Source organism: Dendrosporobacter quercicolus (assembly GCF_900104455.1).
In the GTDB taxonomy this organism is placed as follows: Bacteria; Bacillota; Negativicutes; order DSM-1736; family Dendrosporobacteraceae; genus Dendrosporobacter; species Dendrosporobacter quercicolus.
The window spans coordinates 170524-191546 of sequence record NZ_FNHB01000001.1 but is presented as its reverse complement, the minus strand read 5'-3'; the positions used below and the strand labels follow the sequence as shown (position 1 = coordinate 191546).

27 protein-coding genes are annotated in these 21023 nt (G+C 48.6%); 2 read left to right on the top strand and 25 right to left on the bottom strand.

Going from position 1 to position 21023, the window contains the following annotated elements; translation table 11 throughout:
- Nucleotides 1-34: 34 nt before the first annotated feature.
- From BLR06_RS00805 to rppA, 16 genes are all read right to left on the bottom strand, one after another.
- A complete protein-coding gene (locus BLR06_RS00805) occupies nucleotides 35-994 on the bottom strand; it encodes a Kae1-like domain-containing protein (RefSeq protein WP_245697974.1) in 960 nt (319 codons plus the stop codon).
- A 1-nt stretch (nucleotide 995) separates the two neighbouring features.
- Nucleotides 996-1403: a transcription antitermination factor NusB gene (gene nusB, locus BLR06_RS00800; RefSeq protein WP_092067333.1), complete on the bottom strand. Its 408-nt coding sequence runs from the start codon at nucleotides 1401-1403 to the stop codon at nucleotides 996-998.
- A 44-nt stretch (nucleotides 1404-1447) separates the two neighbouring features.
- The gene (locus BLR06_RS00795; RefSeq protein WP_092067331.1) at nucleotides 1448-1675 is read right to left on the bottom strand and encodes a DUF2273 domain-containing protein; all 228 of its coding nucleotides are present in this window, start codon (nucleotides 1673-1675) and stop codon (nucleotides 1448-1450) included.
- A 47-nt stretch (nucleotides 1676-1722) separates the two neighbouring features.
- Entirely contained in the window at nucleotides 1723-2268 is a 546-nt protein-coding gene (gene amaP, locus BLR06_RS00790) for an alkaline shock response membrane anchor protein AmaP (protein WP_245697973.1), read from the bottom strand.
- Nucleotides 2269-2277: 9 nt separating this feature from the next.
- A complete protein-coding gene (locus tag BLR06_RS00785) occupies nucleotides 2278-2673 on the bottom strand; it encodes an Asp23/Gls24 family envelope stress response protein (protein WP_092067327.1) in 396 nt (131 codons plus the stop codon).
- Nucleotides 2674-2844: 171 nt separating this feature from the next.
- Entirely contained in the window at nucleotides 2845-3378 is a 534-nt protein-coding gene (locus tag BLR06_RS00780; protein ID WP_092067325.1) for a SpoIIIAH-like family protein, read from the bottom strand.
- A 10-nt stretch (nucleotides 3379-3388) separates the two neighbouring features.
- Nucleotides 3389-3994: a hypothetical protein gene (locus tag BLR06_RS00775; RefSeq protein ID WP_092067323.1), complete on the bottom strand. Its 606-nt coding sequence runs from the start codon at nucleotides 3992-3994 to the stop codon at nucleotides 3389-3391.
- A 19-nt stretch (nucleotides 3995-4013) separates the two neighbouring features.
- The gene (gene spoIIIAF, locus BLR06_RS00770) at nucleotides 4014-4610 is read right to left on the bottom strand and encodes a stage III sporulation protein AF (protein ID WP_092067321.1); all 597 of its coding nucleotides are present in this window, start codon (nucleotides 4608-4610) and stop codon (nucleotides 4014-4016) included.
- A 50-nt stretch (nucleotides 4611-4660) separates the two neighbouring features.
- Nucleotides 4661-5824, bottom strand: coding sequence for a stage III sporulation protein AE (spoIIIAE, locus tag BLR06_RS00765; protein ID WP_245697972.1), 1164 nt, complete (start codon nucleotides 5822-5824; stop codon nucleotides 4661-4663).
- A 9-nt stretch (nucleotides 5825-5833) separates the two neighbouring features.
- A complete protein-coding gene (spoIIIAD, locus tag BLR06_RS00760; RefSeq protein ID WP_092067317.1) occupies nucleotides 5834-6220 on the bottom strand; it encodes a stage III sporulation protein AD in 387 nt (128 codons plus the stop codon).
- Nucleotides 6221-6232: 12 nt separating this feature from the next.
- On the bottom strand, nucleotides 6233-6430 hold the full coding sequence (spoIIIAC, locus tag BLR06_RS00755) for a stage III sporulation protein AC (protein WP_092067315.1): 198 nt from the start codon (nucleotides 6428-6430) through the stop codon (nucleotides 6233-6235).
- 23 nt (nucleotides 6431-6453) lie between these two features.
- Nucleotides 6454-6975: a stage III sporulation protein AB gene (locus BLR06_RS00750; RefSeq protein WP_092067313.1), complete on the bottom strand. Its 522-nt coding sequence runs from the start codon at nucleotides 6973-6975 to the stop codon at nucleotides 6454-6456.
- The gene (gene spoIIIAA, locus BLR06_RS00745) at nucleotides 6966-7970 is read right to left on the bottom strand and encodes a stage III sporulation protein AA (protein WP_092067311.1); all 1005 of its coding nucleotides are present in this window, start codon (nucleotides 7968-7970) and stop codon (nucleotides 6966-6968) included. The genes BLR06_RS00750 and spoIIIAA overlap by 10 nt, the downstream gene beginning before the upstream one ends.
- Before the next feature lie 297 nt (nucleotides 7971-8267).
- Nucleotides 8268-8726, bottom strand: a complete 459-nt coding sequence (locus BLR06_RS00735) for a CD1247 N-terminal domain-containing protein (RefSeq protein WP_092067307.1) — start codon at nucleotides 8724-8726, stop codon at nucleotides 8268-8270.
- Between the two features lie 146 nt (nucleotides 8727-8872).
- Nucleotides 8873-10249 (bottom strand): sensor histidine kinase, encoded by a 1377-nt coding sequence (locus BLR06_RS00730; protein ID WP_092067305.1) that lies wholly within the window; start codon nucleotides 10247-10249, stop codon nucleotides 8873-8875.
- Complete coding sequence (gene rppA, locus BLR06_RS00725; RefSeq protein ID WP_092067303.1) at nucleotides 10246-10920, bottom strand: two-component system response regulator RppA; 675 nt, start codon at nucleotides 10918-10920, stop codon at nucleotides 10246-10248. The genes BLR06_RS00730 and rppA overlap by 4 nt, the downstream gene beginning before the upstream one ends.
- A 147-nt stretch (nucleotides 10921-11067) precedes the next feature.
- Here rppA and BLR06_RS00720 point away from each other — a divergent pair, with 147 nt between their 5' ends.
- Nucleotides 11068-11547: a PepSY domain-containing protein gene (locus BLR06_RS00720; protein ID WP_092067301.1), complete on the top strand. Its 480-nt coding sequence runs from the start codon at nucleotides 11068-11070 to the stop codon at nucleotides 11545-11547.
- Nucleotides 11548-11828: 281 nt separating this feature from the next.
- Here BLR06_RS00720 and BLR06_RS00715 read toward each other — a convergent pair whose 3' ends face one another.
- Complete coding sequence (locus tag BLR06_RS00715) at nucleotides 11829-12746, bottom strand: alpha/beta fold hydrolase (protein WP_092067299.1); 918 nt, start codon at nucleotides 12744-12746, stop codon at nucleotides 11829-11831.
- A 133-nt stretch (nucleotides 12747-12879) separates the two neighbouring features.
- Here BLR06_RS00715 and BLR06_RS00710 point away from each other — a divergent pair, with 133 nt between their 5' ends.
- Nucleotides 12880-13767: a LysR family transcriptional regulator gene (locus BLR06_RS00710; protein WP_092067297.1), complete on the top strand. Its 888-nt coding sequence runs from the start codon at nucleotides 12880-12882 to the stop codon at nucleotides 13765-13767.
- A gap of 181 nt (nucleotides 13768-13948) precedes the next feature.
- Here BLR06_RS00710 and efp read toward each other — a convergent pair whose 3' ends face one another.
- The 8 genes from efp to mltG form a co-directional block, all read right to left on the bottom strand.
- Nucleotides 13949-14512: an elongation factor P gene (gene efp, locus BLR06_RS00705; RefSeq protein WP_092067295.1), complete on the bottom strand. Its 564-nt coding sequence runs from the start codon at nucleotides 14510-14512 to the stop codon at nucleotides 13949-13951.
- Nucleotides 14513-14547: 35 nt separating this feature from the next.
- On the bottom strand, nucleotides 14548-15612 hold the full coding sequence (locus BLR06_RS00700) for a M24 family metallopeptidase (protein WP_092067293.1): 1065 nt from the start codon (nucleotides 15610-15612) through the stop codon (nucleotides 14548-14550).
- Between the two features lies 1 nt (nucleotide 15613).
- The gene (aroQ, locus tag BLR06_RS00695) at nucleotides 15614-16075 is read right to left on the bottom strand and encodes a type II 3-dehydroquinate dehydratase (RefSeq protein WP_092067291.1); all 462 of its coding nucleotides are present in this window, start codon (nucleotides 16073-16075) and stop codon (nucleotides 15614-15616) included.
- Between the two features lie 171 nt (nucleotides 16076-16246).
- Nucleotides 16247-17911, bottom strand: coding sequence for a peptidoglycan D,D-transpeptidase FtsI family protein (locus BLR06_RS00690; protein WP_092067289.1), 1665 nt, complete (start codon nucleotides 17909-17911; stop codon nucleotides 16247-16249).
- Nucleotides 17912-17952: 41 nt separating this feature from the next.
- Complete coding sequence (locus BLR06_RS00685; RefSeq protein ID WP_092067287.1) at nucleotides 17953-18177, bottom strand: DUF4911 domain-containing protein; 225 nt, start codon at nucleotides 18175-18177, stop codon at nucleotides 17953-17955.
- Complete coding sequence (locus BLR06_RS00680) at nucleotides 18174-19400, bottom strand: peptidase U32 family protein (RefSeq protein ID WP_092067285.1); 1227 nt, start codon at nucleotides 19398-19400, stop codon at nucleotides 18174-18176. The genes BLR06_RS00685 and BLR06_RS00680 overlap by 4 nt, the downstream gene beginning before the upstream one ends.
- Nucleotides 19393-20004: an O-methyltransferase gene (locus tag BLR06_RS00675; RefSeq protein ID WP_092067283.1), complete on the bottom strand. Its 612-nt coding sequence runs from the start codon at nucleotides 20002-20004 to the stop codon at nucleotides 19393-19395. The genes BLR06_RS00680 and BLR06_RS00675 overlap by 8 nt, the downstream gene beginning before the upstream one ends.
- Nucleotides 20004-21008, bottom strand: coding sequence for an endolytic transglycosylase MltG (gene mltG / locus BLR06_RS00670; protein ID WP_092067281.1), 1005 nt, complete (start codon nucleotides 21006-21008; stop codon nucleotides 20004-20006). Before mltG ends, BLR06_RS00675 begins: the two co-directional genes overlap by 1 nt.
- Nucleotides 21009-21023: the final 15 nt, after the last annotated feature.

The following is a 21023-nucleotide window of genomic DNA, read 5'->3' as shown; positions in this document are numbered from 1 at the left end:
TATGAATTTATGTATCATATGCCCGGAGAGCGGATTATGTGCTTTGCTGCAAGGCAAAGAAGGCTGCCCCAACCGCATTGTCAGGACTATACGCCGGTTCCGGCAGGTAGACCTTCACCTGGCCGGAAAAATCCCTTAATTTGCCGACAATTGTCTCCCGGATAAACAGATTGGACATTACTCCGCCAACCAGCAGAACCTCCAGGACCCCGGTTTGCCGCATCGCTGCAATCACCATTTGGCTCAGTGTCCCTGCAATACAAAGCTCCACTCCGGCGGCAACGGCCGGCGGATCAGCCCCCTTGTCCAGCAGGCGCAGGCAATGGCTGGCCGGGCCGGAAAAACTGACCTGGAGGCCGTCTGCCGCTACCGGCACCGGCGCAGCAGCAGCATGATAGCCCCGGGCAAGCTGCTCCAGATGCCGCCCGGCCGGAAAGGGAAGCTGCAAAGCCACGCCAATCCGGTCAACAAATTGTCCGGCCTGCAAATCATTACTGCCGCCCAGCAGCGTAATACGGCCGGCCTGACGATCCGGTCCGGTCACCAATACAATTTCGGTAGTACCGCCTGAGGCATGGACAGCCAGAAATTGTTCTGTATCCGGGCCGCCGGCTGACCAGACGCCGGCTAAAATATGCCCTTCCTGATGACTCAGCCGCCATAATTGGACGCCCTGCACCGCGGCCAGCACCCTTGCGCAGCCCTCACCGGCCACAAAAGCCGGCATATACGAATCCGGCAATGCCCGGGGCCAGGCCGACACGCCGATAGCAGCCGGTTTAAGCGGGCTGTTCATTTTGGCCGAAAGCTCTTCAAACAGTACGGGCAGATTGCGGGTATGCTGAAACACCATTTCCGACTGAGCTAACCCCTTGGCTCCGCTTTTCACGGCAAGAAGCCTGCGCTTATCGGCAATTAACCGCCCGGTGTCGTCCAATACCGCCAGCGATGTAGTATAACAGCTGGTATCAATGCCAAGGAAACACTTCATCATTTTAGCCTTTATTTTTTACCAGCGCGCCCAAAATACCGTTGATAAAGCGGCCGGATTCATCGCTGCCAAAGGTCTTGGCCAGTTCAACCGCCTCATTGATAATGATATTGGGCGTAAGCTGCTCTTTGGCAAATTTCAGTTCGTAAATGGCCAGCCGGGTAATATTCCGGTCAACCCCTGCCATCCGTCCCAACTTCCATTCCGTTGAATTGCTGGCAATAATTTCATCAATTTCTCCAAGATGGCTCTGCGTTCCGCTAACCAGTTCCTGTGAATACTGTTTGGTCTGCTCGGCAACCCCGGCCCGCTCATTAAATACGGTACCCAGCGCCTCATTGCTATCGGTTTGATTATAATCCAATTGAAATAAAGCCTGCAAGGCCATTTCCCTGGCTTTTCTACGACTCATGCTTTCGCTCCCTTACTTACCTAAAAAAGTGTCAATTCTTTGGGTTATCGACGATAACCCGGCGGCAATAATTTATCAATAACATCCATAATATCTTCTTTTTCATCAATGCGCTGGCCAATCACATAGCCAATAGCGGCGCAGCCCAAAATAAAAAAGGTCCGGAAAAATCCAAAAACAATAATTAAAATACCTATGCTAAGTCCGATAACGGCTCCTGATATTTTTCCGCTATGTTGCTGCCATACTTCTGCCAACAGCTTAACATTCATTTTGCTTCACCTCATTATTTTGCGCTGAACAGCGGTAATTTCATGCATTATTTAACACGTTGTTTTATTTTAAAATCATTGGATATATTCTCGACAAGGATATCAATATCCACCAGGTCAATGCCAACGGTGTTTTTGACGTACTCTTTTACCCGCTGCTGAATTTCAGTTGACACACCGGGAACATTGCTTTCCGGACTAACGGCGGCCCTGATACTGATTTTAAGACCGGTTTGTTCACCATAGTCGACAGCAATTTTTGCGCCCCGGACGCCTCTGGTATGCCGGGCTACTTTTTCCACTAGGTTCTCAACGGCGTGAAGTGAAATGTGGATATCCCCCATGCCGGTATGATGCACAATGGTATCCTTGCGGCGTGAAGGCCTCAGTCCGGCCAAAAGCAGGCGCAAACTGACCAGTAAAAACACCAGGCTGACCACGCCGGCTTCCCACTGACCGTAAATATAGGAGAAACTTGTCCACATGATATCCAAAGAAATAAGGCGTAAAGACAACAAAATAACGCCTAAAGATAAAAATATCAGCAGCAATGTATAGATTGACAATATTACCCGATCAATAATACCCATCATTATCCCTTCCTAACGTACGCGGATATCTTCATCCTTTACTTCACTACCAAAGCCAACGCCTTGTACATGTATATTCACTTCAACAACGTCCAAGCCCGTCATTGATTCGATAGCCCGCTTAACATTTTCCTGTACGGTTAAGGCCACATCCGGGATACGAACGCCATATTCAACAATAATAAATAAATCAACAGCCGCTTCCCGTTCGCCAACTTCTACCTTGACGCCTTTGGATAAGTTCTTCTTGCCCAGCATTTCGGCAATACCGCCAACCAGGCCTGCGCTCATGCCGGCCACGCCGGCGATCTCTGTTGCCGCTAAACCTGCAATAATGCCCACCACTTCATCCGCAATGCGAATTGTACCAACATCATTATGTTCTGCTCTTTCTATACTTTTATCCAAGCACACCCCTCCTTTGACATTACCCGCTTTAACTTATCTTATTATTTCACCTGACTATTTATACTTCAATTATTATATCAAACAATTTCCATTTATACAAATGACAATCAGCCAAAGGCCACAGCGGCAATTTTCGATCTGTGCTGTGGCTGCAGCTCGCGTACTTAAAGATTAAGGCTTGGCGCTAATCGTTATATCTTCGGGCTTAACCCCGGATACCCGGCTGATGACGTCAGCGACCTGAATCACCTCATCACGCGATAAAGTTGAAGTTTTGACAATAGCGCTTACCGACTGATCCCGGTAAAAAACCAGAGCATCGGCAAACCCCCTGGCCTTAATCAGGTTTTCCATCTCAGCCTCACGCTGTTTTTCCTGAACCATCTTCAGCACACTTTCCTGAGCTTTTTGCCGGCTGTCCTCAGTTTGGGCGCTTTTCATCGCTTCCCGCAGTAAATCAGACTTTTCGCTCCTCATTTTATCCCGTTCCAGCCGGTACTCAGTAAAAAAATCAGTACTCATAACCTGCGAAGCCTGTTCACTCAACACCGTCCCGGTCACCTGCATTGCATTCGACCGGTCTGCTTTTGCCTGCTGATCATCCCCCCGGCTCAGCCATATACCTGCTCCCGCCACTACCGCTACCAGTAAAGCGGTGACAAGCAGCAGCGACTTTTTGTGTTCCCGCAAAACGATTACCATCATTGATTTAGCCTCACTTTCCTTGTGGAAGTACCGTTATTTTGTAAGACGGCAGCCCCAGCCCGGCTTCCACCGCCCTCATTAAATTTGCTTTCACATTCGAATCGGCCGCGCCCTCGGCAATCACCAGAACGCCTTTGACACTTGGTTTGATTTCCCGGACCATGACCGGATGATCGGCGCCATTTGCCTTGCTTAGCAATATTTGCTGGCTTTCTTTCGTTTCGGTAGTTGTACGAATACCGCCGGCAGTATCTTTTTCCTGGACGGTACGGGTCTCCTTAGTGATGTTCTTGGCATGTTCCTGAATGCTGCCGTTATCCAGAGTCACACTGACCGCTACCGTTCCCGCGCCTTTAACCCTGGACAGGATATTGGCAAGCTTTGCTTCCAGATCCTCCTCGTATGTCCGGTTCATCACCTGAGTAGCCTTAAGCGGTTCGGCCGGAACCTCGGTAGAGACATCCGAACCCCGGTAATCCAAAATCCCCCCCAGCAACAGTAAAATTACCCCTAACACCCCCAGCCAAATCATTCTGCTGTTTAACACGCCACTCTTAACCAATTGGTTTGGCCACAGCTTTTTGGCATTGGCCAGCATAGCTTCCAACCCGCTCATTGCCTGAACGCCTCCTTCGTTAATGTAAGTGCTTTATTTCCAGTTGCTGCGGCGATACTTGATACAGTTCGCCTACCGTTTTGCTGATTTTAGTTTTCAATTGCTCTGACAGTTCACCGCTTTTTCCCGAATCAGCCGGACCGGCCGTAACCGGCTCAATCCTGCTGGTTTCGCCGCTTACCCCGGGTTTAATATACAGTGTGACCCTGTCGATCCTGCCGTCGAACTTACTGTTTTTCCTATCCGCCAGACTCACTGCCACCTGTACGTCAGCCACCCCGCCCAGCGCACTGACCGTAGCTTTGATCTGCCTGCCCAGTTCTTTTTTATAGGTTTCCACAGCCAGCTGCTCCCGCTCGCCGGCTATTTTATTGGCCTGGCTGATCACACTTTGCGAACTGGTGCTATTTGTACTCAGCGCCGGCACCTGCTGGGCGCTCCAGTTATTCTGCACTACGTCCAGCACCGGATTTAGAATTGCCAGGGTAATCAGCAAACCGACGATTACTCTGATAAACCGCTGCATGCCGCTGCTCGGCAGCAGCAATTCAAGAAACGAAGCAAATAACACCAGTAAAATAATCTGTTTAATCCAGGCTGAGACCGCCTCAATCATACGCTCACCTTCCCCGCCTTTGTAGTCTCCTCATCAATGCGGATGAGGTACTAGCGCAGCATCATTGCAGCGCTGCCGGCGCCAATAATCATCGTAATTGCCAGAAAAAACATTAACACCACCGTCAGTAATGCGCCAAAAACCAACAACAGGTTATTGCCCATAGCATCAAGGCATCTGCCCATCCGGTCGTCGCCCATGGGCTGCACCAGAGCGCCGGTAACTTTTACAATTGCCACCAGCGACAGCAGTTTAATCAACGGCAGGGCGCAAATGGCGGCAACGACAATCACCCCAAAAATACCGACCGCATTTTTTAACAGCAGAGACGCTCCCATCACCAGCTCAACCGTATCAGCGAACATTTTTCCGACAACCGGAATAAAGGTAGTCGTGGCATATTTCGCTGTGCGGAGTGTTATCCCGTCGGCAACCCCGCCGGCAACTCCCTGAACGGTAATAATACCGATAAAAACAACCATAGTAAATCCCAAAATCATCATTCCGGTTTGCTTAAACAAACTGGTCAAATTCCCCAGCCGATACTTATCGGATAAATAATTAACGCAATCCAGTACTGAAGTAATCAATAACAACGGCAGAATGACATTTTTCACTACAACGCTGACCGCGCTGATAACAAACAACATCAGCGGCGTAAGCAGCGCTGCCGAAGTCAGTGCGCCCACACCCGCCAGCAATGAAATCATTAAAGGCAGCAGCGCCTCCATGAAACTAACCATATGTCCTATCGTGTCCCTGGCCAGCGTAATGGCATGATAAAAAGCAGTTAGCGCAATCACGGATAAAAAAATAAAGCATACACTATAGGCCAGAACTGATATGCCGGACTGTTCAAATGAACTTTGCAGGTTCTGCAGCAGCACACACAATACCGCCAGAAACAGCAGTTTGCCCATCAAATGCATATTAACCGCCATTTCTTTAAAAAACTTAGCGGCGGCGCTTCGCCACAGACTGTCCCAGTCCAGCGCCACTCCCCGGGTGGCAATCTCCTTGACGGTATCACTGTTTAACAGTGGAATATCTTCATTAAGTTCCCGGTTAATGGCAGTAATAAATTGATTGACCTGATCCGTAGACAGCTGATCAAACAACTGCTTATTGATTTCGTCACTCTCCAGCGGATTAGCCGCTGCACCGCCTGCGGCCAGGACCAGCGCAAGGACGGCAATTATTAATATTCTCATCATTTTTCCACCTTATGGAATCAATCTGACGATTGTATCAAGTACCAGAGCAATAATGGGGATCGCCATAACCATCACCAGTACTTTGCCGGCAAATTCGATTTTTCCGGCTATCGCTCCTTCACCGGCATCACGGCAAACCTGAGCGCCAAACTCAGTAATATAGGCAATACCGATAATTTTTAACAAGGTATTCAGGTACAGCTGGCTTATACTGGCTTTTTCCGCCAAATCCCGGAATAAATCCAAAACCACACTGATTTTGTTTAAGATCAGCAGAAAAATAATGGTTGCCAGAGTCAAACTTAGCTGTACAGCAAGCTCGGGCCGTTCTCGCCTGATAATTAAAATTAACAGCGTCACTACAAAACCAAGCCCGATAATTTGGATAATCTCCATGCCGTACACCTCTCACAACAACTTGAAAACATCCTGTACAGTACTAAACAGCCGTCCTAACAATTGAACCACCCATAATAAAACCAGCGTAAATCCCGCCAGGGTGCATAGGTGCGCCATATCTTCTTTCCCCGCCTGTTTCAAGGCGGTATGAAACACTGATACCAATATCCCCACGCCGGCAATCTTAAACAAAATATCCAGCCCCACGGTCCCACTCCTTCCGCTCTACGTTACACCAGCAATATCACAATCACTAACCCGCTGCAAATACCCAAGTAACGGTACATTTTGGTATTAAGATCCCGGCTTCTTACCGCTTCCTGCTCCAGCTTTTCCAGTTGTTCCTGAATCATATCCAAATAATTGCTCTGCTCCTCCCGGTTCAGCGAGCCCAGGTTAGCTCCGAGCATAGCAAGAATTTCCCGCTCAGGCTTGTCTAAAGCCAGCCGGGGTTCCAGGCTTGACAGCGCCTGAGCAATAGCCTGCTGCGGCTTCATCCAGACATTGTTCTCCAGCACGGCGGCTGTTTCGGTAAACAGCGCCGCCACCGCCCCGTCCGTGCCTGCCGTCGACTTTATCAAAGCTTCCGGCAGCGGCAGCGATACATAGTTGATATAAGACTTTAGGGAAACAATACAGCTGATCATTTGCCGGAGCTGTTGCGGCCGCTCACTGCAGCGCCGCGACAAGCTAAATCCGCAATAGGTTGCCGCCGTCACCACCAATATACTGCCAATCAGTTTTAGCCACATATTTTTACCCCTTTGTTCAGGCTATATAAAATCTCATTCTGCTTCACCGCAATAATCTCCGTGATGGTTCCCACGCCGGGTTGGTTGCTCAACACCACATAGCGGTCAAAATATCTATGCTCGATTAATTCGCAGATATAAGGCCGGTGCAGCACTTCGCCGGCGTCATGGCCGTGAATCGAGGCAATTACCCTGATACCCGCATTGAGCGCTTCCCGGACTGCTGTGACATCCTCGTTCCGGCCCAGCTCATCGGTTACCACTACCTGCGGCGACATTGACCTGATCAGCATCAGAATACCGCCGGCTTTAGGGCAACAGTCCAGCACATCAACCCTTGGGCCCAGTTGAACCGTGGGAATTCCATCCCGGCAGGCGGCAATTTCCGACCGCTCGTCAACAACCCCCACCTGCATGCCGGGAAAACCGCCCCGTTTATCGCCACTGCTCAGTTGGCGGACAATATCACGTAAAAGCGTTGTTTTGCCGCACCGTGGCGGAGCGATAATCAACGTACTGAGCACCTGCCGGTCAGGCCCTATCAGATAGGGGATTAGCCTATCGGCGCAGCCAGTAACCTCTCTGGCTATCCGGATATTGAGAAAGCTGATATTCTTTAATGCCTTCAATTCACCGCCTTCGACAATCGCCTGACCGGCCAGACCCACCCGGTGACCGCCGCTGATTGTAATATAGCCTTGCTTAAGCTCCTGCTCAAAAGCATACAATGAATTGCGGCTGATTGCCTGTAAAGTCCGGCTGACATCCTCCCGGCTGCAGACATAAGCCTGCGCCGCCTCAACAACACTTTGCCCGTTTAAACCAACCATCAAATCAGTGACGCCGGTAATCAATAGTAACGGTTGCCCAACCCGCAGCCTGATCTCCGTCAGCTCATTTTTCTGAGCCGCTGGCAAAGCCCGCAGAATTCCCTTCAGCGCCGGCGCCAACACCGGATAGATATGATGTTCCAAGGCATAACTAACCTGGTTCACTGTCCCGCCACCTTTCTTTACATAGATATGGGAGTTCAAGTTGCTTTATGCAAGAATACCATAAAAAAAACCTCAATTATGAGGATTTTTTTAGGCAAGAACAAAAGCCGGCTTATGCGGCTTTGAGAATATGGAACGCGGCGGCCTATCCGCACCTGCCTGCCGCAACGGGGTTCAGTGCAAATAAAATAAACTTAGCCGTTCTTAACCCGCACATCCGGCGGCAGTCTTGAACGGCTAAGCCATTAGCTTCAGCAACCGGTTCTCGGTTCAAACACCACGGTTACTGCTTTAGCGTTAAATTCCCGGATGGATAGCATTGCCTAACGGTAAATCCATGCGGGTCCCTTCAATTTCAATGTCATCATCAAACTCCTGCGTATTATCATAGACAATTCCGCCGCAATACGGACAAGTTACTTCAATCGCATCAGCTTCTGAAAGAATATCCGATTCAAACGTAACCGCTTCATGACAGGCGGGACATTGAACTTCCACAAACTCCTCGTCTTCCGCATCTTCCAAATAGGTATCTTCATATATTTCTTCTTCCAGGTCAGTTAAATCCTCGTCAATTGTCTCGACATAAGTCTCTAAATCCTGATGTGCAACATAAATGTTATGGAAATCATTGGCCATATCATCAAGTACATCGATAATGTTTGCGAGAATTTTACCTTCTGCTGACTGGTCACTGACATTCAAGCCTTTGGTCAAGCCCTGTAAATAGGCCACTCTCTCTTTAAGATTAGTCATAAGAATCATCAACCCCTTTTTTCATTATCTGCAAGCTAATGATATTATGCCCACGAAAGTTATTTTCCTATGCCGATAATTCGAAAAATTAAGTCGCGCGATTTGGGATTGACCGTTCCCGGCGTTTCCGTCCGAAGGGAGCATTTTCAGCCTCGGCCTAAGTCTGCTCGCCTGGACGGCAAAAAGAAGCGGAAGATTGTTCCTCGGCCCAGCTGGCTCTCTACGGTTATTTCGCCGCCATGGCGTTCAATAATCCATTTTACAATAGGCAGTCCCAGACCTGTACCGCAGTTTTCCATAGTCTTTCTAGCAGGATCAACCTGGTAAAACCTTTTCCATATCTGGGCTTTATGTTCCGGCGCTATGCCAATGCCATTGTCTTCAACAGTTCCGCTCACGCCTCCTTCAACAGGCCGGAGACTGAGCTTTACCCAGCCGTTTTCCCGGCCATAGCAGACGGCGTTTTGCAGCAAATTCAATAATAAACGCATCAGCGAAGTCTGATCGGCAAAAAGACTGAGGCTTGGGGCAATCTCAGCATAAACCGTAATAGCTCTGGCTTCAGCGGCAGCGCCAATTTCCTCAACAACCATCTCAGCAATTTCACTGAGATTAACCACTTCAAATTCCAGCCTTTCCGCATGATGGTCAGCTCGCGCCAGCAAAAGCAGCGAGGAAATTAATGCATTCATTTTTTCGGCCTGCTGCCGTATCACCGCCAGGGACTCCGCCATTTCCACCGGATTATCTTTTTGGGTAAGGCTGTATTCCGCATGCGCCAAAATGACCGAAACCGGTGTGCGAAGTTCATGTGAAGCGTCAGACGTAAACTGGCGTTCGGTTTTAAACGCTGTTTCCAATTGATCGAGCATATAGTCGAAGGTTTGGGCAAGATCATAGATTTCATCTTTACTCCCGGTTAAATGAATCCGTTTACTTAAGTCCCCGCTGCTTTCAATCTCCGCCGCTATTCTTCTGATCAGAGTGACCGGCTGAAACGCACTTTTGGTGATTAGCCAGCCTCCATAACCGGCGAGCAGCACCAGAAAAGGAAACAATATCACACAGACAAACAATATTTGATTGCGCGTTTCATAGCTGGAATTCAGCGATATCACCCCGCGAATCCATAAAGGCTCAGTCCCCTTGGCCGTCGTATACATATCGTACACAAGCCAGCTATTGGCGCCCGCCTGAATCGTCTGCACCTGTTCCGGGTGAAAAGGCACTGCCGCAGGAAAGCCGGACGGCAATTGCCCGGCGAATTGCCTTTGATCCTTCGAATAAAGAGAGATATGAATTCCGTCATCAAAAAAATTGATCTGATCAACAAGCATTGAACCGTTGTTATATTGGATATCCTCCACCGCATCGTAAACTTCATCTTCCAGTTCCCGCTGCAATCCCAGCACAAGAATTTTATCTGTGCTGAACACAATACTTCCCAGGATAATACAGAGAATAAATACAATTAATCCGGTATACCAAAAAGTAATTTTTATTTTTATCGACAAAGGCTTCATATGCTCTCCTGCAAAACATACCCGGCTCCGCGTACCGTATGAATTAATTTTTGTTCAAAATCATCATCAATTTTTTTACGCAGATAACGAATATATACATTGACTACATTCGAACCGCTTTCGAAATCATAATTCCAAATGTGTTGCTCAATCTTCTCTCTGGATAAAACAATACCCTGATTGCGGATCAGATATTCCAAAATGGAAAACTCCTTGCTGGATAAGACGATATTTTTATTTCCTCTGGCTACGGTACGGGTGCTGAAGTTCACCGTCAGATCAGCAACCGCTACCGTATCAAACCGAATATTGGTCTGGCGGCGCATCAATACCCTAATGCGCGCCAGAAGCTCATCAAACGCAAATGGTTTGACCAAATAATCGTCAGCGCCGGCATCCAGCCCTTCCACCCGATTTTCAATACTGTCCTTGGCTGTCAGCAACAGCACCGGGATGTTCTGTTTTTTTTGACGAAGCCGTTTGAGCAGTGAAATACCATCCAGACCGGGCAGCATCCAATCCAGAACAACCAGATCATACGGAGCGGCTTCCAGATAAAGCTCCGCCTCCAGGCCGTCGGCAACGGCGTCCACACCATAACCGGATTGCGTTAGTCTTTTTTTCAGCAGCTGCTGCAGGTTTTTCTCATCTTCTACTATTAAAATGCGCATCACAGCATCTCCCTAAATTTCCTTGCTAAAATTATAGCACAGTTTTTTACTGCTATTTTTGAAAAGCAGTAGAATCTTAATCTTAGTTTAATCTTTTCAGGCTACAATAAAGTCAGGCAAATAAATGAAATCTACGGAGGGATAAACATGGATAGAAAAAAGTTATTGGGAGCTGTCGTTGCGTCAGTCACTGCCTTTACCATTTCAGCTACTGCCTTTGCAGCGCTTAATGAGACTTCAGCGCGGGAACTTGCCGCAAAGTGGGTTCCTGAACAAGCAAGCCACGTGTCGACAAAAAGTGATCAGCTTGAATACGAAGTTGTTTTTTTCAATAAAGCAACCGCGGTAAAATACGAAATTGAAATTAACAAATTAACCGAAAAGGTAACCGAGGTGAAGACAAAACTGCAAAGCAACCGCGGCAGCCAAATCATCACCCTGAGCGAAGACGAGGTCAAAAACATTGTCCTCAGCGAATTTCCGGATGCAGCCATTCAAAAGATCAAGCTGGAAACTGATGACGGGTATCAACACTACGAAGTCAAGTTTACCGCCGGCAATGTCCGCGGAGAAATGGATATCAACCCTGAAAGCGGTGATATCATCGAAAGAGAATTACACTACTAAGCTTTAAAAGGCTTTTCGGCTATATGGCCGAAAAGCCTTTTAAAATAAAGAGACGGCAACCAAGGAACCGGCCACCCTTGGTTTTTGTTAACCCCTAAGTATCACCGTGGAGCGGGAAATCGTTATGCATAACGACGGCCCAGAAAGGGCCTAGTGCTGATGCCGTCACGGGCATACAGTGGCGAGGTGAAGCAACAGCGGCGCAGCAGGACTTAAATGCTCTCCCGCTCCGGGCTTCTACCTGACACTCTTAAAAACGTTTTTTAACAGCCCCTGCCGTATTAAATTACGTTTTTAATAGTTTCAATCATTTCTTCAGGAGCTTCAAATGGGATAAAATGTCCTACATCAGGTAAATATTTAATATTTACCTGCGGAAAAAATGCGGTTAAATGATCAGACCATTCTTTGGGAAAGATAGGATCAAGCTCTCCCCATAAGATATAAGTCGGTTGTACAATGGGCAGCATAGGACTCGCAAGACCATCTTGGTTCAGCTTCGACGCCAGACCGGTTCCCGCGCCGGAGCGGTACCAGCCAATACTGGCCCCGAAAGCGTCAGGCTGCGAATAGACATCCACGATCCCTTCAAACTCCTGCTCGCGAACCTTATCCTTGCGCCCGGACCAATGCTGGTAGAAATATCCAAGATATAGCCTGACAGTATCGCGATTATATCCGACTAAATTTTCTATTCCGGAAATATTGTGGAAATGCTGGTACCAGAATTCTTTTTGCGCCGGATAAGAAAAACGCCTGTCGCCAATACCCGGATACGCAGGATTGCCTAATATAAGCGAACGCACTCGTCCGGGGACCATTCGGGCCAGACTTTGCGCTACCCTTGCCCCGATATCGTACCCAACGGCTACAAACCGGTCAAATTCAAGTTCATCCAGCAATTCAAGAATACGCGCCGCCTGGGCATCCGGCTCATATAGTTCTGAATTGGGGGAATTGGGTTTAGCCGAATAACCAAAACCAAGTAGATCCGGCGCAATAACCTCAACCTCTTTTGCAATAACCGGAATAACATGTCTCCAGTCATACCAGAATCCTGGCCAGCCATGCAGCAGCACTACCGGAATTCCCCTGCCGGTGCGGACATAATGAAGTCTCGCCCCTTCCCTTGTTTCATAATAGTTATGGTTCCAGAAATCACTGCCGGGGTGAATATCGAACATTGCTTGATATTTCATTAAACCACTCCCTTAAGTATAATTCACATTCGCTGGATCTCTTTTAGAAATTATACTATCATAGAGTTAACGATAGGTAAAATTGATAATATCGATTAAATACCTCATGAAAACTGATGGGTGGTAAAATAAAATGGAACTTCGTCAACTGAAAACTTTCGTTACAACGGCAAAATTACTAAGCTTTACAAAAGCCGCCAATGCTCTTGGTTATGCTCAGTCTACCATTACCAATCAAATTCAAACACTTGAAGCAGAACTGGGCACAATGTTATTTGAGCGTTTAAACAAGCAAATAAAGCTGACGAATGACGGCGAACAGTTATACATATATGCCAGCCAGATTCTTAAACTAACCGCTGAAGCCAAAGACCAGCTTACCAGTTCACCACTAGCCAGGAGTTCTCTAACGATCGGAACAGCAGAATCTCTTTGTACACACCGGTTGCCTGAAGTTTTCCAAACCTACCGTACGCGTTATCCCAACGTCAAAATCAACCTTCGCTTTGACACCTATAATGACTACCAGGCGCATCTCCGGAAAAATACCATTGATATCCTGCTTTTCCTTGGCGTGACATGCAGTGAAACCGATCTTATCAATCATGTGCTCTTTGAAGAGCCGATGGCAGTTGTAGCCGCTCCCGGCCATCCCTTAACGGAAAAGGATCAAGTTACACCTCATGATATAAGTGGTCAAGCGCTTATACTAACAGGAGCGGGCTGTAATTATCGCCAGCTTTTTGAAAGTATGCTCACGCAAGCAGGTGTAAAGCCGTCATCCATATTGGAGGTAAGCAGTATTGAAGTGATTAAAAAGTTCATTTGCGATGGCTGGGGTATCAGCCTTTTACCGCTTGTCGCGGTTCATCAGGAAATAGCGGCGGATCAGTTAATAGCGCTGCCTTGGACAGGACCTGCTTTTGATATCAAGGCACAACTTATCTACCACAAAGATAAATGGATTTCTCCGGCGCTGCAGGCCTTTATCGATGTAACCTTTGAAAAACTAAAAAGTTAAACGGCGTCCCCCGACAGGTTCCCGCAGTCAGAGCTTCCGGACCTACTTGTAAGCAGGTCCCCTGTCTTTGAAATAGTTCCTGTTCCTGTTTCTCAGTCCCTCTGGGCGCAAAAAAATTGCCCGCCCTGGAATACGCCAGAGCGGGCATGGTATTAAATGATGAAAATTTCAGTGTGCGGTTTTAATTTCTGGCTCTTTCGATATAATCGCCGGAACGGGTGTCTATTCTTAATACATCGCCCTGATTGATAAACAGCGGCACCCGGACCGAATAGCCGGTTTCCAGCTTCGCCTGTTTGGTGGCGCCGGTTGCCGTATCGCCCCGCACGCCGGGGTCACATTCAATGACTTCCAAATCGACGGAATTTGGCAGTTCAACGCCGATGATCGTTCCCTGAAACAGCATAATGGAAATATTCATATTCTCTTTCAAAAACTTTTTGGCATCGCCAAGCTGCGCTGAAGTCAGTTCACTCTGCTCATAGGTTTCATTATCCATAAATACATACAGGCCGTCATTTGCATACAAATATTGCATTTGACGGTTATCAACATGGGCTTTGGGCAATTTTTCGCCTGGATTAAAGGTACGTTCAACCACCGCGCCGGTACGGACATTTTTCATTTTAGTTCTTACAAAGGCAGCGCCCTTGCCTGGCTTAACATGCTGAAAGTCCACTATTTGCCATACGTCATTATCAATTTCAATAGTCAGGCCTGTACGAAAATCGCTACTAGAAATCATTTATTTATACCTCCAATTTATATCCCATGAAGGGGTTACCCAATTTCGATGAATTGTTTGCTGCTGGCAGTCAGAATGTCGCACCCGCCAGCAGTCACTACAACCGTATCCTCAATCCGCACACCGCCCCACTCCGGCAGGTAAATGCCAGGCTCTACCGTCACCAGCATATTTTCAGCCAGAGCAATCGCGGTATTCCCCGGTGACAGGGCCGGCGCTTCATGAATGGCCAGGCCCACGCCATGCCCCAGACTATGGCCGAAATACTCGCCATAACCGGCTGCGGCAATTACCCGCCGGGCAACAGCGTCAACGTCTTTGCCGATTTTTCCGGCCTGTACGGCTTTTAGTCCGGCCAATTGCGCTGCCAATACAATATCGTAGATCTCCCGTTGCCTGGCTGAAGCCTTGCCTACACAGACAGTCCGGGTAATATCCGAATGATAGCCCTGATAAACAGCGCCAAAATCCATCGTTATCAGATCGCCATCGGCAATTACTTTGTCCGAGGCGATCCCATGCGGTAAGGCGCCTCTGGCTCCTGAAGCCACAATCGTATCAAACGCCGGCTTTTCAGCCCCTTGTTTGCGCATCGCAAACTCCAATTCGGCGGCAACGGTAAATTCAGTCAGTCCCGGGCGCAGCCAGGTTAGAATATGGGAAAAAGCAGCGTCGGCAATTTCCACAGCCGTTCTGATCAGGGCAATTTCACCGGCATCCTTGCTCATCCGTAAACCATCCAGCTGGACTGGCTGTAATTCAATATTTTTCAACAGTGTGTGCAATGAATCATATACTCCAAAAGTTAAATGATCGCTTTCAAAGCCAATCCGGCGCAGGGTTGAACTTACTGATTTTGCCACCGTCTCCAGAGGCTTATTGCCATGGCGGATAATTTCAAACTGTTTCGCCTGATTGCCTGCCTGTTCAATATAGCGAAAATCAGTGATCAGCTTGGCGTCGGTACGGGTGATAAGCAAGTAGCCCGAGCTGCCGGTGAACCCGCTTAAATAACGGCGATTCTCCGGTGTGCTTACAAGTACGGCATCAAGCTTTTTATCATTTAAAAAATCACGCAATTTACCCAATCGATCATTCATCTTATGCTTGCTCCTTCTGCCGCACCAGCCGGGCTGCTGCGTCTAATGCCAGAATATAGCTGTCTGCGCCAAAACCGCAAATCTGCCCGGCAACCACCGGCGCAATCACCGATTTATGCCGGAACTCATCGCGCTTGTGTATATTGGAAAGATGCACCTCAATAGCCGGTATGGAAACAGCAGCCAGGGCATCCCTGATCGCCAGGCTATAATGGGTAAAGGCGCCGGCATTGATAATTATGCAGGCAAACTGACTTTCCGCCTGTTGAATGGCGTCAATGATTACCCCTTCATGATTTGTCTGCATAATATCCAGTTCAAGTTTTAGCCGTCGCGCATGATTAATCAGCCGTTCGTTGATTTCAACCAAAGTCAGTGAACCATAAATATGCGGCTCCCGTTTTCCCAACAGATTAAGGTTGGGACCATGAATAATTAAAATGTCTCCCCGATTTTTATCCAAGACAAACCACAACCTTATAAAAAGTAATAGCTTAAATATTTTACCACAAGTTCTATTATTTGCCTAGTAGCCCGCCAAGTCTAGAGCGATAGGATGAATTGCGCGTGATTGTTCATCCAGCAAGGCGGAGGAATGCTCTGCCGTACCGCAAGTACGCCGAGAAACAGCTGATTATTGGCCATTGCGCATCATTTCAGTCACGATTTCGCGAAAGACAGGCGCTGCCACATCACCGCCTGACATGCCATCCTCAATAAACACAACGACTGCATACCGGGGCTGTTCCAATGGCGCATACCCGCCGAACCAGGCGTGATTAATCCCTTTGCCGGACTTGCTTTGGCGGCCGGTCTCGGCCGATCCGGTTTTACCGGCCGAGCCGCCGGCTTCAACATAAGCAGCCTGACCGGTCCCGAACCTGGCAACTCCGGCCATCATATCACGCATCTGCGCCGCCGTCTGCTTTGATAAAACCCGGCTGCCCCGGGACGAAGGATAACTTTTGATGATACCGCCGCTATGATCCGTTAATTTGCTGACAATATAAGGTTCAACCTTGATGCCGTCATTTACAATCGTCGACACCAGCACAGCAATTTGAAGGGGTGTCGCCTCAAACTCCCCCTGGCCGATCGACAGATTGGCCAGTTCGCCAGGATAGATATTATCTGTTGCCGGTAAATTTCCCGCCGCCTCACCGGCAAAATCCAGTCCGGTCCTGCTGCCAAAGCCCAGTTTTCTGGCATAGGCTACCAGCTGCTCGGCGCCTAGTTTCTGCCCGACTTCAATGAATACCGGATTGCTGGAGTAGGCCATAGCCTCACTAAACGTAATCCGGCCGCGCGGTCCCCGTTCATAATCCCAGCCTTTAAACCGGATGCCGTTAACGTCAATATAGCCGGGATCAAAAAACAGATCATCAGGTCTGACCTGCTGGTTTTCCAAAGCAGCAGCCGCCACAACCAGCTTAAATACCGATCCGGGCTGATAAGCGGCAATTGCCCGGTTCAACAGCGGCGCAGAATCGCTTGTTAGATATTCATCCAGCCGGTTAGCGTCAAAATTGGGCCGGGAAGCCATTGCCAGGATTGCTCCGGTCGACGGTCTCATCACAATGACCGCCCCTTTGGCGGAATATTTATCCAGTACTGTTTCGGCAATTTTTTGAATGCGGCTGTCAAGGGTCAGAACGACATTGTTTGGCCCGCTGCCATTATCCAGCCTGATCCGCTTATAGCCCAGTCCTGGAATCACCTGCTGCGCGGCATCCACCAATGCCGCCGCATATTCCGGCTGATTGCCGCGCAACAGTTCGTCAAACATCCCTTCAATACCGCTGACGCCATGGTTATCGGCTAAATTAATATAGCCTGTAACATGAGCCGCCAGCGAGCTGTAGCCATAGCGGACCTTTTCATCTGTCGCCAGTATCCCCGGCATATTGAGTGAATTAATTCTTTGTGCGGTCAGGGCATCCAAATCGGTCTTCAATTTAAACGGGCGTTCATCCCTCCTGATTCTGGCCGCAATCTTATCGGCCGGTACGCCGGTAATAGCGGCGATTTTATCGGCGACCGACGGTATATCGGTGAGCTGGCCGGGAAAGACAATTACGCTGAAGTGCCGGGCCGTATTGGTAAAAGGTATTCCATTGCAATCGACAATTTCACCCCGTGAAATTTCCATTGGCACCTCCTGCACCCTGCTTCCCAGACTTTGGACAGTAAGCTTGGGACCGGCGATGATTTGCAGAAAAAACAACCGTCCTGCCAGCAAGCAGCCCAGGAGCATCAGGAATATCATTAACCTGTAAATACGCCCAATAGGAAATGCCATACGATCACCTCTCGGTATAGTATGGCATGAATAGGCAGGTTTTACTTACCGCCGGTAAGCTCTTTTTCCACATAGGCAAAAGGAATCGTCAAATTTTCAATGATTGTCCGGACTTCGGCAACAGTATCCGCGGTCGCTCTGATGACCACAATGCCGGCCTTGCGGTCAACCGTACTTACAGTCCCCAGATATTCATAGCCTTCCATGATCCGGTTAAGATAGTTTACATGCTGTGGATCAATTCGTAAATACAGGGCATTATTCATTCTGCATCCGCCTTTCTGCGCACCATGGAATAAGGCGTTACCGGCAGCCGCACCGGCAGTGCAACTATTTGCTGAGGATGAGGCGCAGCCTCAATGGGATTGCCGTCCGCATCCGACATTGCTGTAATCTGCTGCCTAAATGTCGGGCCGTCAGGCTGAACAATTTCAATTTCCTGCCCCAGCCGCATATGGTTCCGTTGCTCAACAATGGCGGTTTGAGCGGCTGCATCATAGCGCCTGACCACACCAATGAAGTCATGGGTTTGGTGATAGGATGAAGAACCGTAGATTTGATCGCCGGCAGTAGTCTTGTCAAAATAAAAGCCGGTTGTATAGTCCCGGTGCGATACCTTATTTAATTCCTCCAGCCATTCCGGACGCACCGTAAAGCTTTGGGGATCGGCAAAATATTCGTCAATCGCCTGACGGTAGGTTTTCACTACGGTTGCCACATAATGCACGCTTTTCATCCGGCCTTCAATTTTGAAACTGCTGATACCGCTTTCGATCAACTGCGGCAAATGAGGCAGCAGACATAAATCCTTGGAATTAAAAATATAAGTGCCCCGCTCATCCTCCAGCACCGGAATATACTGATTGGGACGCTTTTCTTCGACAAGATAATATTTCCAGCGGCAGGGTTGGGCGCATTCTCCCCGGTTAGAGTCCCGGCCCGTAAAGTAATTGCTCATCAGACAGCGGCCGGAATAAGATATGCACATTGCGCCGTGCACAAAAGCTTCCAGCTCCACCCCGGCCTTTTGCCTGATGATGCCGATATCTTCAAGGGAAAGCTCCCGGGCCAGAACCACCCGGCGTGCTCCCAGCTCCTGCCAAAACAACACCGCAGCCCAATTGGTAGTATTGGCCTGCGTACTAATATGCAAAGGAATTTCCGGTACTGTAGTTCTGGCCAGCCGATACACGCCCGGATCGGCAACGATCAGCCCGTCGGCGCCGGCATCGCGTAAAAACGCCAGATACGCAGGCAATTCTTCCAGGTCGGCATTATGCGGAAAAACATTGACCGTAATATAAGCTTTTTTCTGCAGCCGATGTGCAAAGGCGATCCCTTCCCTAAGTTCAGCATCGGTAAAATTAGCGCTAAATGCTCTCAGCCCGAAAGCTTTGCCACCCATAAACACAGCATCGGCCCCATATAGCAATGCCATCTTCAGCTTCTCCAGATTGCCCGCAGGAGCTAACAATTCTGGTTTATTCACACGTTGTCCCCCTATAGTAAGAAATCGCTATCCCATCCCCGTCTTGCCGTACTGTTGTCGAAAAAGCAGGATGCGTATTCACATATTCGAGATATTGGCGCAATCGCATAACAATTGTCCGGTAGCGGCGGGGCGGCGCCTGTCCGCTTTCCACAAAACCGCGAAATAAAATGTTATCAGCGGCAATGACAGCTCCAACGGCCAGCTTACCTTCCAGCTTGCGAAAATAATCAAGATACTGGCCCTTGGCGGCATCAATGAAAATGAAATCATATGGTCCGCGCAATTCAGTAATGATTTTGCCGGCATCGCCGGCAATGAGTTCAAGCCTGGCGGCAGCTCCGGCCTTGGCGACAAATTGGCGGGCCACGGCAATTCGCTCCGGATCAAGCTCAATTGCGGTAATTTTACCGTCAGCAGGCATATTTTCAAGCATTTTTAAGGCAGAATAACCAATGGCTGCGCCAATTTCCAAAACAGCCAGCGGCTTGCAGCCGGCAATTAAGCCGGTAAGCACTTTGGCCCCGGCCTTACGAATGATTGGCACCTTGTATTCCTCAGCATAGGCTTCCATTACACGAAACAACGATTGACTAATTTGCATTATTGCTGTACCCGTTCAATTGCCGCCAAATGTTCCTCATAATTTGTACTGAAGTGATGTTGACCTTGCTTATCAGCCACAAAATATAAATACTCGGTTGCAGCCGGATACAGTACGGCATTGATTGCCGCCATGCCCGGATTGGCAATGGGCCCCGGCGGTAATCCGTGATGCTGATAGGTATTATAAGGAGAATCAATTTCCGTATCCTGAATGGTCAGCTCCGGCTTGGCGTATCCCAGGATGTACTGAATGGTGGCGCATGATTGCAGCGGCATATGGTATTGCAGGCGATTGAGAAAAACGCCCGCAATGACCGGGCGGTCACTGTCAAGTTTGGCTTCTTTTTCAACTAACGAAGCCAGTATAACCACCTGAGGGATGGACAAGCCCAGCTCATCCGCCCGGTTCCTCATTTCCGGAGTAAAACGCTGATCAAATTCACCAACCATCATTGTTAACAACTTTTCTTCCGTTACACCCTTGTCAAATTGATACGTATCAGGAAAAAGATAACCTTCCACTTGATAACTGGCCGCATCGCTGCCTGCCATATAAGAATGAGGCCGGTAGTTCCGCGCCGCAGCCTTGAATTTCTCCGCATCGCCGATTTGCTTTTCCTGGATGAGCGCAGCAATTTGATTTACCGTATAACCCTCAGGAATGGTTATCAGCTGCTGGGCAGTTGCCCCGCGCGCCAGTCTGTCCACAATCTGCGTCACCGACATATCGGTAGTAAAACTATAGTCCCCGGCTTTGAGCGTGTTGTCCAAACCGTTAAATTTCGCAATCACCCGAAAAGCTAAAACATTTTTAATCAGCCCCTGCTCGTACAATTGATTGCCGATATTGTCGGCCGTCATGCCTGGCTGAATAGAAACATAAGCAATATCTTTAGCCGTGGAATTTACCGGCTTGGCTAATCCATAGACAAAACTGCCCAATAGTACCGCCAAAACTCCTGTCATCAACACCCGGCGCATACTGAACTTATACTGCAGCATTTGCTCACCTCACTT